General features: G+C 33.6%; 12 protein-coding genes. All 12 read left to right on the top strand.

What is annotated here, in order from left to right; genetic code table 11:
• Positions 1 to 168 precede the first annotated feature (168 nt).
• The 12 genes from DFQ10_RS02790 (at position 169) to DFQ10_RS02735 (ending at position 18,109) form a co-directional block, all read left to right on the top strand.
• Positions 169 to 3,099 (top strand): SusC/RagA family TonB-linked outer membrane protein, encoded by a 2,931-nt coding sequence (locus DFQ10_RS02790; RefSeq protein WP_115815894.1) that lies wholly within the window; start codon positions 169 to 171, stop codon positions 3,097 to 3,099.
• 11 nt (positions 3,100 to 3,110) lie between these two features.
• The gene (locus tag DFQ10_RS02785) at positions 3,111 to 5,009 is read left to right on the top strand and encodes a RagB/SusD family nutrient uptake outer membrane protein (RefSeq protein WP_115815893.1); all 1,899 of its coding nucleotides are present in this window, start codon (positions 3,111 to 3,113) and stop codon (positions 5,007 to 5,009) included.
• Between the two features lie 16 nt (positions 5,010 to 5,025).
• The gene (locus DFQ10_RS02780; protein WP_181897561.1) at positions 5,026 to 6,210 is read left to right on the top strand and encodes a SusE domain-containing protein; all 1,185 of its coding nucleotides are present in this window, start codon (positions 5,026 to 5,028) and stop codon (positions 6,208 to 6,210) included.
• 92 nt (positions 6,211 to 6,302) lie between these two features.
• Positions 6,303 to 9,185 carry an alpha-amylase family glycosyl hydrolase gene (locus tag DFQ10_RS02775; RefSeq protein WP_115815891.1) on the top strand — a complete coding sequence of 961 codons (2,883 nt, stop codon included), beginning with the start codon at positions 6,303 to 6,305 and terminating at the stop codon, positions 9,183 to 9,185.
• Positions 9,186 to 9,415: 230 nt separating this feature from the next.
• Positions 9,416 to 10,735 (top strand): sugar MFS transporter, encoded by a 1,320-nt coding sequence (locus tag DFQ10_RS02770; protein WP_115815890.1) that lies wholly within the window; start codon positions 9,416 to 9,418, stop codon positions 10,733 to 10,735.
• Between the two features lie 27 nt (positions 10,736 to 10,762).
• Positions 10,763 to 11,731 carry a Gfo/Idh/MocA family protein gene (locus DFQ10_RS02765; RefSeq protein WP_115815889.1) on the top strand — a complete coding sequence of 323 codons (969 nt, stop codon included), beginning with the start codon at positions 10,763 to 10,765 and terminating at the stop codon, positions 11,729 to 11,731.
• A gap of 529 nt (positions 11,732 to 12,260) precedes the next feature.
• Positions 12,261 to 13,100, top strand: coding sequence for a 5-dehydro-4-deoxy-D-glucuronate isomerase (gene kduI / locus DFQ10_RS02760; protein ID WP_092466430.1), 840 nt, complete (start codon positions 12,261 to 12,263; stop codon positions 13,098 to 13,100).
• A gap of 6 nt (positions 13,101 to 13,106) precedes the next feature.
• Complete coding sequence (locus DFQ10_RS02755; RefSeq protein WP_115815888.1) at positions 13,107 to 13,901, top strand: gluconate 5-dehydrogenase; 795 nt, start codon at positions 13,107 to 13,109, stop codon at positions 13,899 to 13,901.
• 11 nt (positions 13,902 to 13,912) lie between these two features.
• Positions 13,913 to 15,319 (top strand): glucuronate isomerase, encoded by a 1,407-nt coding sequence (uxaC, locus tag DFQ10_RS02750; protein WP_115815887.1) that lies wholly within the window; start codon positions 13,913 to 13,915, stop codon positions 15,317 to 15,319.
• 14 nt (positions 15,320 to 15,333) lie between these two features.
• Entirely contained in the window at positions 15,334 to 16,308 is a 975-nt protein-coding gene (locus DFQ10_RS02745) for a TRAP transporter substrate-binding protein (RefSeq protein ID WP_092466427.1), read from the top strand.
• Between the two features lie 2 nt (positions 16,309 to 16,310).
• Positions 16,311 to 16,808: a TRAP transporter small permease gene (locus DFQ10_RS02740; RefSeq protein WP_092466426.1), complete on the top strand. Its 498-nt coding sequence runs from the start codon at positions 16,311 to 16,313 to the stop codon at positions 16,806 to 16,808.
• Positions 16,805 to 18,109: a TRAP transporter large permease gene (locus DFQ10_RS02735; protein WP_092466425.1), complete on the top strand. Its 1,305-nt coding sequence runs from the start codon at positions 16,805 to 16,807 to the stop codon at positions 18,107 to 18,109. The genes DFQ10_RS02740 and DFQ10_RS02735 overlap by 4 nt, the downstream gene beginning before the upstream one ends.
• The last annotated feature ends 4 nt before the right edge of the window (positions 18,110 to 18,113 follow it).

Raw genomic sequence — 18,113 nt, 5'->3', positions numbered from 1 at the left:
TATTTTCTTAATAATATGATTTTTATTTAAAAGTTTTTAACACGCAAACGTTTTCGTGACTTTCGTCATATAATTTAACACCCTAAACACATTAAATTTACCTAGATTTAACCCGAGAAGTGAAAATATAAATCTAAATTAAATAAGCAATTAACTTAAAAACATTGTATGAAAACAGTTTTAAATGCTTTACTATTCTGTCTCATTATGCTACCAGCAACTTTGATAGCACAAACTACAGCCAAAGGTACTGTTACAGATAAAGCAAATGCCATGCCTATGCCAGGCGTAAATGTCATTATAAAGGGCACAGCCAGAGGAACCGTTACAGATTTCGATGGCAAATATTCATTAGAATTAAGTAAAGGTGAAATTCTAGTATTCTCTTACGTTGGTTATACCACACAAGAAATAGAGTTTACTGGTCAAGCTAGTATTGACGTCATTATTGAAGAAGATTCTGCTCAATTAGACGAAGTTTTACTAATTGGCTATGGTTCTGTGAAAAAGGAAGATTTAACAGGAGCTGCAGATTTATTGAAAGCTGATGATTTTAATCAAGGGCCACTTGTATCTGCACAGCAATTAATTTCAGGAAAAATAGCAGGTGTCTCAGTGACTTCTGCAAGTGGATCTCCTGGTGATGGTCAAAACATTGTTATTAGAGGTAATGGATCCTTATCATTATCAAGCAACCCACTTATCGTATTAGACGGTATACCTTTAGACCAAGGCGGTGTGGGAGGATCGAGAAACCCTCTTAACCTAGTTAACCCTAATGATATTGAAAGCATGACCGTATTAAAAGATGCTTCTGCTACCTCTATTTACGGTTCTAGGGCAGCTAATGGTGTTATTATGATAACAACAAAAAAAGGTAAAGACTCTGAATTTAGATTTAATGCAACAACCTCTACGACGGTGCATACATCAGTCGATAGAGTTGATGTACTAAGCGCAAATCAGTTTAGACAAATTGTTACAAATCATCCAGATGCAAATGCTACTACAATAGGATTATTAGGAAACTCAAACACTGATTGGCAAGATGAAATATATCAAACTGCTTTTGGTCAAGACCACTCTTTTAGCGCATTAGGTAGTTTATTTGGTGTACCAATGAGAGCATCATTAGGTCACTCAGATCATGATGGAAACTTAATAGGAGATAATTTTCAAAGAACTACAGCCTCAATTAATTTATCACCAAAATTCTTTGATGACCATTTAAAACTTGATATTTCTGCGAGAGGAAATTATACTGAAAATTTCTTTGCTGATAGAGGAGCTATTGGTAATGCTAATAGTTTTGACCCTACGCAACCAATATATGATTCAAGTTCTCCTTATGCAGGTTATTTTTCTTGGATTGATGCTTCAACCGGTGAACAACCAAGTTTAGCAGGTACTAACCCTGTAGCTTTATTAAATTTAAGAGATGACAGTTCTGAAGTTAGAAGATATATCTTAAACGCTAAAGCCGATTATAAATTACATTTCTTTCCAGACATAACAGCTACTATAAGTACTGGTATTGATAAATCTAATAGTCATGGTAGAACAATTGTTTCTGATTTAATTCCAACATCAGACCTTACATGGAACGGATCAAGAAGCTCTTACACCAATACATCTACAAACAAATTGTTTGATGCCTATTTAACTTATAAGAAATCTTTAAACGACATACATAATATTACTGCTGTTGCGGGTTACTCATATCAATCTTTTGAATATGACAACTTTAGTTACGATAGTGAAGCTGAAGAAGATGGAAACGATTTTGAGTTTATAAATAAATCTAAAAATGTTTTGTTATCTTATTTTGGTAGATTGAACTATGATTATAACGGAAAATATTTAGTAACTGCAACATTAAGAGCAGATGCCTCTTCAAAATTAAATCCTGATGATCGTTGGGGTTATTTCCCATCTGTAGCATTAGCTTGGAATATTCATAAAGAGAGCTTTTTAAACGACAATAACAGTTTAAATGAGTTGAAATTACGTGTTGGTTATGGTGAAGTAGGTAATGTGAATGGTTTAGGTGATTATTTATTTTTAACTCGATATACAGGAAGTCAATCTACCGCAAATTACCAATTTGGAAACACATTTTATCAAACCTATAGACCAGACCCTGTAAATCCAGATTTAAGATGGGAAATTGGAAACACATTAAATGTAGGTATAGACTATAGCCTTTTCAATAGAAGAGTGTCAGGTTCTATTAACTTATATAAGAAGCAGACAAAAGATTTAATCGCCTCTTCTTCTGTTGATCCATTTACAAATTTTGGATCTAGAATTGAAAAAAACATTGGTGATATGGAAAACCGAGGTATTGAATTTTCATTGAACTTAATACCAGTTAGAACAGATGATTTTGAATGGTCTATTAATTACAATATAGCGTTTAACGACAATGAAATTACAAGATTGCCATTTAATCAAGAAACTGGTGGTATTAGCGCAGGTGTTGGAAACAATGTACAATTGCATACTGAAGGTGAAGCACCTTATAGTTTTTACGTATACCAACAAGTTTATGATACTAATGGAAAACCTATAGAAGGAGCTTTTGTAGATAGAAATGGAGATAACGTTATTAATGATTCGGATAAATACTTATATAAAGATCCTTATGCTGATATTATCATGGGATTAAATACGAACTTAAGTTATAAAAAATGGGATTTAGCAGTTGTAACCAGAGCAAACATAGGTAACTATGCTTATAATGATGTAGCTGCAAGTAATTCTTATTTAAATGGTGTTATTCCAACTACAAATAACTTCTTATCAAATTTACATTCAAGCTATTTAGAAAATGAATTCGTAAATCAATCTAATGAAAAAACTTTCTTAAGTAGCCATTACATAGAAGAAGCTTCATTCTTCAAAATTGATAACATAACACTAGGTTACACATTAGATAACGCTATTAAAGATGTATCATTAAGACTTTATGGTTCTGTGCAAAATGTTGCAACTATCACAGATTACAAAGGTTTAGATCCTGAAATTACTGGTGGTATTGATAGTAACTTTTATCCTAGACCTAGATCATTTGTTTTTGGAGTTAATGTAGATTTTTAAAAAAATGAATTATGAAAAATAAAATGAAACAAATTATTTTTATCGCAGCTATCTCATTTTTTATGACGGCATGTCATGATGATTTAGATCAAGATCCTATTGATCCAGATAGTTTTACAGAACAAGATGTTTTTGCAAATACAGCCGAAGCCAAAAGTGCATTAGCTAAACTATATGCTAGTTTAACACTAACAGGACAACAAGGTCCTGCAGGACAACCAGATATCTCAGAAATTGATGAAGGTTTTTCTCAGTACACACGTATGTTATTTAACTTAAATGAGTTAACAACAGATCATGCTGTAGTAGGTTGGGGAGATCCTGGTCTACCAGATTTGCACGGTTTATATTGGTCTGCTGGTAACGATTTTACAGGAGCAATGTACCTTCGTTTAGCACAAGAAGTATCTTTTACTAATGCTTTTATTAAAAATGCATCTGCACTACCTGGTGAAGAATCACAAAGTTTTATTGCAGAAGCTCGTTTCTTAAGAGCATTCGCCTACTATAATCTGATTGACTTATATGCTAATGTTCCTTTAGTAACACAAATTACTACTGATTTACCATCTCAAAGTTCTAGAACTGAACTATTTGATTTTGTAGAGTCTGAATTATTAGAAATACAAGATCTTTTATTAGACGCAAACGAGTATGGACGCGTAGATAAAGTGGCTGCATGGGCATTACTTTCTAAATTATATTTAAATGCAGAAGTATGGACAGGTACACCTCGTTATACAGATTGTGTAATTTATTCTGAAAATGTAATGAACTCTTCTTACATACTAAATACTACAGATGCTAACGGAAATGGTTCTGCTTATGATGAACTATTTTTAGCTGATAATGATACCAATGGAGCGCAAAATGAATTTATTTTTGCATTAAATTTTGATGGTATTCAATCTCAAACGTATGGTGGCTCAACATTTTTAGTTCATGCAGCAACAGGTGGCAGCATGGATCCCTTAAGTTTAGGAATCAATGGTGGCTGGGGAGGCTATAGAACAACTAAAGCGTTGGTTGAAAAATTTGAAACAGGTGAAATTGACCTTGTATCACTAAATAGTAGTCTTGGTGGCACACTTTCAGATTGGGGCTTAGTTGGAGATGCAACTGAAAATGCATGGGATGGTCCAGATATGGAAATGTACGAAACTGCAACAAACCAATTTAAATTGTACGCTCAATTGACTGATGGATTATTCAAATTCAGATTTAACGAAGATTGGGGAGTTAATTATGGGGATGATAGTAATGATGGTACATTAGAAGCTGGTGGCGCAAATATTGAAGTAACCGCAGGTACGTACTTAGTCACTTTTGATCTAGACAATTTAACTTATGACCTTACTGAAGTTGTTGCCGAAGGAGATAAGAGAGGCATGTTTTATACAGATGGTCAAAGCTTAGAAATTGGAAGTATTCCTCCTTTTAATCAAGGATATGCAGTGACTAAATTTAAAAATATAGATTCTAATGGTAATCAAGGTAGCGATTCTGGTGGAGATTTTGTTGACACAGACTTACCTATTATTCGTTTAGCTGAAATATATTTAAACTATGCAGAAGCCAACCTAAGAGGTGGTGGAGGTAGTATAGCAACAGCTGTTGACAAAATAAATGAGTTAAGAATGAGAGCTTATAGTGGAGCGTCTGGAAACATCTCTAGTGGAGATTTAACTTTAGATTTTATACTTGATGAGCGCTCTAGAGAATTATACTGGGAAGGTCAGAGACGTACCGATTTAATTCGTTACAACTATTTTACAACTAACACTTACTTATGGCCATTTAAAGGAAACCAAGCAAATGGTTCATCTGTTAGTTCATTTAGAAATATATTTCCAATTCCAACTAATACAATCTCAACTAACCCTAATTTAATTCAAAATGAAGGATATTAATAAAAAAATCATAACTATGAAAACAATAAAATTTCTAGCTTTATTGCTTATAACTGTAATTGGCTTTAATGCTTGTGAAAGTGATGATAGCTTAACATATACAGCACAGCCGAACGGCGAACTTGCTTTCAGCAACTCTTTTCTATCAGAATACATTCTAACACCTGCAGCCTCTGGAAACTTGGGTGAACGTTTCACATGGAATGATGCAGATTTTGATGTTGAAACTGAAATTAATTATGAACTACAAAAATCTATAACTGGAGATTTTACAGATATGGAACTTGTAGGTAGCACAAATCAAAATGCTTATGCTATAACTATTGGAGACATGCTGCAATATGCTGCTGAAGCTGGATTAGATAATGACGCTTCTACTGCAGACATTCCTAATACAGGAAATGTATATTTTAGACTAAGAGCTTCTGTTGGTACAGACTCTTCTGTTGAATTAATGTCTGAAACACAAGCTTTAGTATTAGTACTTCCTGAAAGTACAGGTAACGAAGGTCCTGTATGTGAGTTAGATCAACTTTGGGCTGTAGGTGCTGGATTACCAGATGCAGGTTGGGGATGGGATACACCTGTAAGCCTTCCATGTACTGGCAATGGTATTTATTCTTGGAATGTAAACTTATTAAACGCTGAAGCTTTTAGATTCTTTACTTCTGAAGGAGATTGGGGTTCTGGTCAAAATTTCCCTTACTTTATTGGAGAAGGTTATACTATCGATTCTAATTTTGAAGACGCATTAGATGATGACAACAACTTTAGATTCCTAGGAACTACTGGTTATTATAACTTAATGGTTAATACCGTTGATAAAACTATTACATTAGGTAATCCGCAAGCTACTGGAAATTGTGAATACGACCAATTATGGGTTGTAGGTGCTGGTGCTGTAGATGCAGGTTGGGGATGGACATCTCCTGTACAATTAGTTTGTACTGGTGAAGGTATCTACTCAGGTAGTATTAACCTTCAAAATATTGGTGGTGCAGATAACAACTTTAGATTTTTTACAGTAGAAGGAGATTGGGGTTCTGGTCAAAACTTCCCTTACTATGCAGATGCTGGCTATACTATGAGCAGTAATCTTGAAAATGCTTTAGATGACGATAGTAATTTTGCATTTAACGGAACAACAGGCTCTTACTTTATAACCATAGACACTGTTGCTTTAACAATCACTTTAGAATAATTTTATTATTAAAAAAAGTGATGTAATTATAGAACAAAAGGTTATGATCATGGATCATAACCTTTTGCTTTATTCCTTAAATTTATAAAATCATGAAAAAAATATTACTTAATTTTTTATTGCTATTGCCATTTATTGGAATAGCACAAGTTACTACCAACCCAAGTCCAATACTTATCGATGAATCTGTAACAATAACAGTAGATTTAAATAGTAGTGATACGGATTGTAATGGTATTAGTAATCCAACAAAGGTTTATGCCCACTTAGGAGTTGGAAACGATTCTGACGAATACGGAATAGCTGTAGTTGGAAACTGGGGACAAGATGATGGCATAGGTGAAATGACCAATAATGGAGATGGTACATGGAGTATCACTTTTACACCTAACACGTATTTTAGCTTAACTAGTGCAGAAGAAAGTACTGTTACAAAAATGGGAATGGTGTTTAGAAATATTGATGGTACCCAAGAACTAAAAGCAACGGGTTGTACCAATTTTATTTTTAACATTGGAGCATTTCAAGTAAACATGATTAATCCTTCTCCAAGTGGAAATGGAATAATTGTAGTGAATAGTGGTGGTAGTACTCAAATTTTAGCTCAAAATACGGGAGGTCCTGCTAATTACGAACTATTTGCTAATGGTACTAGTGTTCATACGCAAAATAATACAACGTTTTATAATGGCTATTTATTTTCAAATTTAACAGAAAATCAATCATGCGAATTAGTAATTACCCAAAGCGGAACAAGTATTACAAAATCATTTTCTATAATTGTAAATAACACTATAACTGAAGCACTACCTTCAGGTTTAAAAGATGGTATCAATTATAATACAACAGATCCTACTAAAGCTACTTTAGTCTTAAATGCACCAAATAAAGATTTTGTGTATGTAGCAGGTAGTTTTAATAACTGGAACCCTACTAGTGCTTATGCGATGAAGAAAAACAACTCAACGGATCAATTTTGGCTAGAACTTACGGGTTTAACTTCTCAACAAATTGAAACCTTTCAATATTGGGTTGGAGATGTATCACCTATTGCAAACTCTCCTTCATTGGTAAAAACAGCAGACCCATATTCGCCATTAGTGTTATCACCTTTTGATGACCCATATATTCCTGCATCAACATATCCAAATATGCCAACTTATCCTGCAGGACAAGAGCGAGAAGTTACTGTTTTACAAACAGATCAAACACCATACAACTGGCAAGTTGCAAACTTTACAAAACCAAATGAGGAAGATTTAATTATATATGAGGTTTTAATTAGGGATTTTGATGCCGAAAGAAATTTTCAGAATATTATAGATAGAATTGATTATTTTAAAACGTTAAATATTAATGCCATAGAATTAATGCCGATTATGGAATATGAAGGCAACGAAAGTTGGGGATACAACACCGCTTTTCATATGGCAATTGATAAATTTTATGGAACTCAAGAAAAATTTAAAACGCTTGTAGACATTTGTCACCAAAACGGTATTGCTGTTATTTTAGATATTGCATTTAACCATGCCTTTGGTAGAAACCCAATGGTTAGAATGTGGATGGATGATCCGGATGGTGATGGTTGGGGAGGACCTTCTACAGACAATCCTTATTTCAATGTTTTCCCTACACATTCATATAGTGTTGGTAATGATTTCGATCACAGTTCAACTTACACTAGAGATTATGTAAAACAAGTTGTTGGATATTGGATAGATGAATATAAAATTGATGGTTTCCGTTGGGATTTAACTAAAGGTTTCACACAAAACTGTGGAAATGGCACATACGATGGTAATGAAGGATGTACAGGTAATTACCAACAAGACCGTGTAGATGTTTTAAAAGAATATGCTGATCACTCTTGGTCAATAGATCCAGATCACTACGTAATATTTGAACATTTAGGCTCTGATAATGAAGAAAAAGAATGGGCTAATTATAGATTAGATGAAGGAAAAGGAGTAATGATGTGGGGAATTATGAACTCTCCATACGGTGAATTAACAATGGCCCAAAGTGGTGATAAAAATATCAGCAGAATGGGTCATACAGCGCACTCTGGTTTTAATGGACCAAGAGTAGTTGGTTATGCAGAAAGTCATGATGAAGAGCGTTTAATGTATAAAAATGTTGCTTTTGGAAACACGAGTAACGGAAGTCATAATGTTCAAGATTTAAATACCGCATTATCTAGAATGTCAGCATTAGGAGCAGTTACAGTTATGGTACCTGGACCAAAAATGATTTGGCATTTTGGAGAATTAGGTATGGAAAATTCTATTTTTACTTGTCCTGATGGTAGCTATGATAATGATGGCTGCAAATTATCAACTAAACCACAACCTCAATGGGCTGAGAATTGGTTAACTGATGCTTTAAGAAGTCAGATTTATGAAGATTGGTCTAAGTTACACAAGTTAAAAATTGAAGAACCAGTATTTGAAGGTGATTACGCTATCACTTCTGGGAATTTAACCCCTAGGATTGATGTGTTTGATAATTCAATACCTTCTTCTGAATTGAAAAATGTTATCATTCTTGCTAATTTTGATGTTGTTTCACAAACTGTAAATACAAATTTCCCTACAAGTGTAACTGATACTTGGTACGATTTAATGGATGCTACTGGAAATACAACTGTTAGTAATTCTGCTGCATCAATATCTATTCCTGCAGGTCAGTTTAGAATTTTAGGTAATAAACCTACTAATGTATTAAGCGTAGATGAAGAAGCATTATTTGGTTTCAGTATTTATCCTAATCCATCACATACATCTTTTAGTGTAAATGTGAATGTTTCTAATATTGAAGTTTACGATTTAACAGGAAAATTAGTAAAATCATTTAAAGGTGATTTTACAAGGACGGACACCTTTGATATTTCAACATTAAATTCAGGTATCTACATGGTTAAAGTACAAAACAACGATAACCAAACATTAACAACTAAGTTGATTAAAATCTAAATCCTTAGTGTTTACTAATATTAAAAAAGAGTTTCTTTAATTAGAAACTCTTTTTTGTTTTCAAGATTTTATCGCAATAAAATTGACAATTATATATCATCACACAAACATCAATATTGTATTTATTACAACAGATAAGTATTCAGAACACTAAAGTTAATATATTTGTTAGTAAGCCTTTCTGAAAAATAAAGCAAACCTATTAAACAACACTAACTAATTACTAACTTATGAGTATAAGCACAAAAAGCCAAAACAACCTAGTCCCAATAGTTGTAATTGCTGGACTCTTCTTTATTTTCGGTTTTGTAACATGGATTAATGGAGCGTTAATTCCATTTATGAAAACCATCAATGAACTTACTGATGCACAATCTTATTTTGTAGCTTCTGCATCCTATATTTCTTTTGTGGTTATGGCATTACCTGCATCATATATTCTGAATAAGATTGGTTACAGAAAAGGGATGTCTTTGGGTTTATTTATTATGGCTATTGGTGCATTAGTATTTATACCAGCTGCAGAAGCAAGAACCTATTGGGTGTTCTTAACAGGGATTTTTATACAAGGTCTTGGTATGACCATTTTACAAACAGCAGCCAACCCTTACATTACTATTTTAGGACCAATTGAAAGTGGAGCAAAGCGTATTGCAATTATGGGAATTGCTAATAAAGTCGCTGGAGCTTTAGGATCTGTGATTTTTGGTGCCATTTTACTTTCTGGCATTGATGCTGTAAAAGAGCAAGTTGCTACAGCTTCTGATTCAGAAAAAGCAGTACTCTTAGATACTATGGCTGATAGTGTTTTTACTCCTTATGTAATAATGGCTGCAGTCTTATTTATTTTAGCAATTTTAATTAGAAAAGCACCTTTACCTCACGTTGAACCTATTGAAGATGAAACTTCAACTGCAAATGGATCATCTAATAAAACTATTTTTCAATTTCCACATTTATGGCTGGGAGTTTTAGCTTTGTTTGTTTATGTAGGTGCAGAAGTTATCGCTGGTGATACTATTATAGCGTATGGTATATCATTAGGTTTTACGGGAGAAGAAGCCAAATATTTTACCACTTACACATTATTAGCAATGGTAGCGACCTATGCCTTAGGCGTATTTTTAATTCCTAAGTATGTCAAACAAAAAACGGCATTAGTTATTAGTGCTGTATTAGGAATTATATTTAGCATGCTCATTCTATCAACATCCGGATTTACATCTGTCTTATTTGTTGCTGCTTTAGGAATAGCTAACGCACTGGTTTGGCCTGCTATTTGGCCATTAACTTTAGATGGACTAGGCAAGCATACAAAAACGGCATCAGCGTTATTAATTATGGCCATTTCAGGTGGTGCTATTATTCCTCCACTATATGGAAGAATAGTGGATAGTAGTAAACACGAATTAATAGCTTCAGGAATCAATGAAGCCGAAGCTTTAGCAACAGCATCTACAGAAAGTTATTGGATTCTAATTCCCTGCTATGCTTTGATTTTATTTTTCGCTATTTGGGGACATAAAATGAGAGGTACATCTAAAAAATAAACCTACTAATTCATATAGCTATTTAACATGAAAACATATAATTGGGGAATTATTGGCTGTGGTAATGTAACAGAACTAAAAAGCGGTCCTGCTTACCAGAAAACAGAAGGATTTGAATTAACTGCTGTAATGCGAAGAGATATTTCGAAAGCAGAAGATTATGCAAAAAGACACCATATTTCAAAATTCTATGGAAATGCAGATGAACTTATTAATGATTCTGAAATTGATGCCATTTATATAGCAACACCTCCAGATTCTCACGAGTACTACGCTTTAAAAGTAGCTGAAGCAGGAAAAATTTGTTGTATAGAAAAACCTATGGCACCTACTTATCAAGCTTGTGCTTCTATAAACAAGGCTTTTCAAAATAAAAAACTGCCTTTGTTTGTTGCTTATTACAGACGATCATTACCAAGATTTACCAAAGTTAAATCTTGGATCGATGCTAATAAAATTGGAAATATTAGACATATCAATTGGCATCTCAGCAAACCAGCGAATAACATTGACTTATCTAAAACCTATAATTGGAGAACAGATGCTAAAATTGCTCCTGCAGGATACTTTGATGATTTAGCATCACATGGTTTAGATTTATTCACCTTTTTATTGGGAGATATATCACAAGCAAATGGTATTGCCATAAACCAACAAGGTCTTTATTCTGCAATGGACGCTGTTACTGGGAATTGGCTTCATAATTCAGGAATAACAGGTTCTGGCAGTTGGAATTTTGGAACAGAAAACAGAGAAGACCAGGTTAAAATTTATGGAAGCAAAGGCAAAATAGAATTTTCTGTCTTTGCAGACCAGCCCATCGTTTTAGAATCTAATGGCAATACAGAAAGCATGATTATTGAAAATCCTGAAAATATTCAATTATACCATGTAGAGAACATTAAAAAACAATTATTAAACCAAGCGACACATCCTTCAACTGGAGAGACAGCTGCACATACAGCTTGGGTAATGGATCAGATACTGCAACCATAAACCATTAAGGATTAATATTTTGAAGGTAGAATTAAAATAAAAAAAGCTAACTCGTAAAAGTTAGCTTTCTTCTTTTGTACAGGCGGAGAGACTCGAACTCTCACACCTCGCGGCACTAGATCCTAAGTCTAGCTCTATCGACTTCTTCAATAATCTCGGATTCTTTAGGTTTTTCGGTATATATAAGTCCTCTCCTTTACATTTTATACCATAGTACATATCTTCTCTATGGTATACCTTATATATCAATTCCGTACTGCTTTTAACCAGACCCCCATTTTTCTTCGTTTCAGAATAGCTCCATATTTTACTATATATTGTTTTTACAAGAGCCTAAAATCTTAGCAATTCTCATAAAGTGATAATAATTTAGATCTTTTCATAGAAAAGTAAATCAATTACGATAGTATATAACAACTAGGAACTACGAAGCCCTTTTTATTCATAAGAAAAAATCATCTGTTTTTAATTATCTCATTTTAAAATAAATTATATATATTTGTGTAATCGATTACAATAAACAATTTTTATGTCAAAATTTAATACAAGATACGCTTCTAGTCCTACTTCAGTAAAAACATTGAACACTCAAGAATTACGTGATGAATTTCTAATTCAAAACGTTATGAAAACAGATGAACTAATTTGGACTTACTCTCATTATGATAGATTTATGGTAGCAGGAGTAGTTCCTGTTAAAAAGTCTATAGCATTAGAGACAATTGATCCCCTTAAAGCCGATTTTTTTCTCGCTAGAAGAGAATTAGGGATTATAAATATTGGAGGAAAAGGAACCGTAACCGTCGATGGTTCAATTTACGAATTAGACCACAAAGAAGCACTTTACGTCGGTCTAGGCAACCAAGTAGTTATTTTTTCAAGTAAAAGCAGTAATAATCCAGCACAATTTTACTTAAATTCAACACCTGCGCATAAAGCATTTCCAACCAAAAAAATCGGAAGTAATGATGTAGAGGTAATTGAATTAGGTGCACCAGAAACGGCAAATGCTAGAACATTAAGAAAATACATCGTTAACAGCGTCGTGGATGTTTGCCAATTACAAATGGGTATGACGACCATTAAAACAGGTAGTAGCTGGAACACGATGCCAGCACACGTGCACGACAGACGTATGGAAGTTTATTTTTATTTTGAAGTACCAGAAGACCAAGCCGTTTGTCATTTTATGGGACAACCTCAAGAAACACGTCATATTTGGATGGCTAATGGAGAAGCAGTAATTTCACCACCATGGTCAATTCATTCAGGTTCAGGAACTTCTAACTATTCATTTATTTGGGGAATGGCAGGCGAAAATTTAGATTATGGAGATATGGATGTTTGTAAAATAAACGAATTAAGATAAACAATTATGTCAATAAATTTGTTTGATTTATCAGGTAAAGTAGCCTTGATTACGGGAGGAACGCATGGCTTAGGAATGTCTATGGCAATGGGTTTAGGGAAAGCTGGTGCTACTTTAATTATTAACGGCGCATCTTCTAAGGAAAAACTAAATAAAGCAGTTACTGAGTATAAAGCAGAAGGACTGAAAGTCTTTGGTTATTTATTTGATGTAACAGATGAAACTCAAGTGATTGATAACATCAAGAAAATTGAAAATGAAGTTGGGCACATTGATATTCTAGTTAATAATGCTGGAATCATCAAAAGAACGCCTCTCGAAGATATGGAAGTTAAAGATTTTGAGCAGGTTTTAAAAGTAGATTTGGTAAGCCCATTTATAATGTCTAAACATATCGTAAAAGGTATGATAAGCAGAAAAGAAGGGAAAATTATAAACATTTGCTCCATGATGAGTGAACTGGGAAGAAATACTGTAGGAGCATATGCTGCTGCCAAAGGAGGCCTAAAAATGTTAACCAAAAATATGGCAACGGAATGGTCTAAACATAATATACAAGTTAATGGTATCGGTCCAGGTTATTTTGCTACAACGCAAACGGAGCCAATACGAGTCGATGGCCATCCTTTTAATGACTTTATAATCAGTAGAACTCCTGCAGGTCGTTGGGGAAATCCAGAAGATTTGCAAGGGACAGCTATATTCTTAGCTTCAAAAGCCAGTAATTTTGTGAGTGGCCAAATAGTATATGTAGATGGTGGTATTTTAGCTACCATAGGAAAACCTTCTAACGAGGATTAATGTAAAAACTAATGAGTAAAAATTTTATTAACGATAATTTTCTACTTGAAAATAAATACGCTGAAGAGTTATATCATAACTATTCAAAACAACAGCCTATAATAGATTATCATAATCATTTACCACCTCAAGAAATTCTTGAAGACAAGGTTTATAATAACTTAACCAAGGTTTGGATTAACGGTGATCATTACAAATGGCGAGCTATGCGTACTTTAGGCATCAATGAACGATTTATTACAGGAGACGCATCAGATAAAGAAAAGTTTATCCAATGGGCAAAAACGGTACCTTATACTATGCGGAATCCATTGTATCACTGGACACATCTAGAATTAGCGCGCTATTTCGACGTTAATAGCTTATTGAATGAAAAATCAGCTAAAAAAATATATGATTCTACGGCCGAAAAGCTAAGCAGTACTGAGTATAGCTGTAGAAATTTATTGCGCAAAGTTAACGCAGAATTGGTCTGTACAACTGAAGATCCTATTGATAGTCTAGAGCATCACCAAGCTTTAGCAAAAAGTGATTTTGAAGTAAAAGTTAGTACCGCGTTTAGGCCAGATAACGCTATTTTAATTGTAAATGAAAACTATAATGATTACATCAATAGTTTAGGTAAAGCGGCAGATATTAACATTGAAACCTATAGAGATTTAAAAGACGCATTACGAAGCAGAATAGACTACTTCCATAAAAATGGATGCAGACTTTGCGATCATGGATTAAACCAAATTTCATTCGTTGCATTTACTGAAAGTGATGTTGAGTCTATTTTCAAAAAGAAAAGAAATTACGAAACATTATCAAATCTAGAAATTCTAAAATTTGAAACATCAATCCTACTATTTCTATCTGAGACGTATCACGAATTTGGTTGGGTACAACAATTTCATTTAGGTGCATTACGAAATAATAATAAACGTATGCATACCATATTAGGTCCTGATACAGGTTGGGATTCAATAGGAGATTATTCGCAGGCAGAAAAACTTTCAGCGTTTTTAAATAAATTAGATAGTAAAGATAAATTAACCAAAACCATTATTTACAACCTCAACCCAGCAGATAATGAAGTTATGGCTACCATGATTGGGAACTTTAATGATGGAAGCATAAAAGGTAAGGTTCAGTTCGGTTCTGGTTGGTGGTTTTTAGATCAAAAAGATGGCATGACCAAACAATTAAATGCGTTGTCGAACATGGGTTTAATTAGCTGTTTTATTGGTATGCTGACCGATTCTCGTAGTTTTTTATCATTTCCACGTCACGAATATTTTAGACGCGTTTTATGTAATCTTTTAGGAGACGAAGTAAAAAGAGGAGAACTACCAAAAGAAGAAATAGAATGGATTGGTAAAATGGTAGCAGATATTAGTTACAACAACGCTAAAAACTATTTTAATTTTATATAATAAAAAGATGAGCTATGCGACTTAAAATAATTCTTTTAGTAATTCTTTTCACCTCATTAGTCTCTTGCGAAAAAATTGAGGGACCTGAAGTGCTCTATTTAGGACATACTTTGCCGCAAACACATCCTGTACATAAGGGTATGTTAGAGTTTCAAAAGGCTTTAGAAAAAAAGTCTAGTGGTTCTTTAAAGGTTAAGATTTTTCCTGATGGACAATTAGGATCAGAAAGAGAATTATTAGAATTATTGCAAATCGGAAGTGTAGCTGCAACAAAGGTGAGTGCAGCCACTCTATCTAATTTTGTCCCTGAATACAATGTTATGGGCATACCCTATTTATTCAGAAATAAAGAACATCAATTTAGTGTTTTAGAAGGTTCAATAGGAAAATCAATTTTAGAGAAAGGCTCTAAATTTTGGCTTCGAGGATTATGTTATTATGATGCAGGGAGTAGAAGTTTCTATACTAGTAAAAAGGCCATAAGAACACCACAAGATTTAAAAGGTCTAAAAATTAGGGTGCAAAACAATCAAATGGCAATTAACATGGTCAATACTATGGGAGGAGATGCCACCCCTTTGGCGTATGGGGAACTATATACAGCTATTCAACAAGGCGTTGTAGATGGAGCAGAAAATAACCCACCTTCTTTTGTCTCATCCAACCACTATGAAATTAGTAAGTACTATACGTTAGATGAGCATTCTTCTGTTCCAGATGTGCTTTTAATAGGAACTAAATATTGGGACAAATTATCTGTAGAACAAAGAGTTTGGGTTCAAGAAGCCGCAGACGAATCTGCGCAAGCACAAAAAAAGTTCTGGCGAGAATCTGTTGAAGAATCTATGAAAGTTGCTAAAGATTGGGGTGTTGAAATAATAATTCCAGAAAAATCACTATTTGCAGAAAAATCAAAATCTGTAGTTGAAAAATTTGTAGAAAAATATCCCGAAATGGCGAATATTGTTAACGATATTAAGAATAACTAAATATGAGTAAATCTGAATTTATTTTTAATAAGGTTAACAAAATCCTTGAATGGTTTTTGATTATCATTTTTGCATTGCTAGTCTTAGATGTTTTGTTTCAAGTGTTTTCCAGATATCTTTTAGGTAGATCTTTTACATGGACCGAAGAATTTGCACGATTTTCTTTAATCTGGATGACCATTATAGGTGCTGCCTATCTCAACGCTAAAAAAGAACATTTATCAATGGACTTTTTATACGAAAAAATGTCTATTTCCAATAAAAGAAAAACGTCAATATTCATAGAAGTATGCATCTTTCTTTTTGCACTTATCGTCATGGTTATTGGTGGGGCTAATTTGGTTTACACCACATTGCACTTAGAACAATTATCTGGTACTTTAAGAATTCCTCTAGGCTATGTTTATGCCGTATTGCCTTTTAGTGGTTTTCTAATTATCTGCTTTTCTATTTATCACATATCTGGTGTTTGTTCTAATAAAAGTAATAGTCAATTATGAGTTTAGAAATTATTAGTATAATCGTTTTATTTGTCAGTTTCTTTACGCTTTTGTTATTAAAAGTACCTGTTGCATATAGCATCGGAATTTCAACAACAATAAGCTTGTTGTTGAATATTGATAAAATGCCAGGATTAACAACAATTGCGCAGCGCATGACGACTGGTATTGACAGTTTTGCCTTATTAGCAATTCCATTTTTTGTGCTAGCAGGTGAAATTATGAAACAAGGAGGCATTGCAAATCGACTTATTAATTTCGCGAAATCCTTAGTAGCAAGTCTTCCTGGCGGATTGGCTTATGTAAATGTTTTAGCATCCATGCTTTTTGGTGCAATTTCTGGTTCTGCCGTTGCTGCTGCTTCTGCAATTGGTTCAATTATGACCGACAGAATGGAAGAAGAAGGCTATCCTAGAGCTTTAAGTGCCTCTGTAAACATTACTTCATCAACAACGGGCTTATTAATTCCGCCAAGTAACATTTTAATAGTTTATGCTTTAGCTAGTGGAGGAACCGCCTCTGTAGCAGCTTTATTTATTGCTGGTTATTTACCAGGAATACTTTTAGGTTTGGCAATTATGGGATATGTCGCATTTATTGCTATTAATAAAGGTTATGCAAGAGGACAACGTGCAACTCTTTTTGAAATTTGGACGTATTTCAGAAAAGCATTTTTCAGTTTATCCTTACTTATAATTGTTGTTGGTGGAATTGTAGCTGGCATATTTACAGCAACAGAAGCGTCTGTAATTGCTGTTTTATATGCAGCAATATTATCATTAATCTATGGTGATATGAAAATAAAAGATATGCCTAAAATATTACTAACTAGTGCAAAAACTACAGCTGTAGTAATGTTTTTAATCTGTACATCTATGGCAATGTCTTGGTTGTTTTCTTTTGAAGGTATTCCAGAAATGATAAGCTCATTTTTATTAGATTCACTAAGCAACAAGTTTGCCATCTTTTTAGCTATTAACATAATCCTATTAATAGTCGGAACCTTCATGGATATGACTCCAGCAGTTTTAATATTTACACCAATATTCTTACCTGTTGTAACAACATTAGGAATGGACCCTGTTCATTTTGGAATCGTAATTGTACTTAACCTTTGTATTGGTATTTGTACACCTCCAGTAGGGACTCTACTATTTGTAGGTAGTGGTGTCGCCAACGTTTCAGTTACAAAAGTTATAAGATCGTTGTTGCCCTTTTTGGCCATTATGGTAGCCGTATTAATGCTAATATCTTTTATACCAGAAATTTCAATGTTCTTACCAAGACTTTTTGGTTTATAATTAT

The sequence above is a fragment of the Winogradskyella eximia genome, from assembly GCF_003386165.1.
In the GTDB taxonomy this organism is placed as follows: domain Bacteria; phylum Bacteroidota; class Bacteroidia; order Flavobacteriales; family Flavobacteriaceae; genus Winogradskyella; species Winogradskyella eximia.
This window is presented reverse-complemented; position numbering and strand designations above follow the sequence as displayed.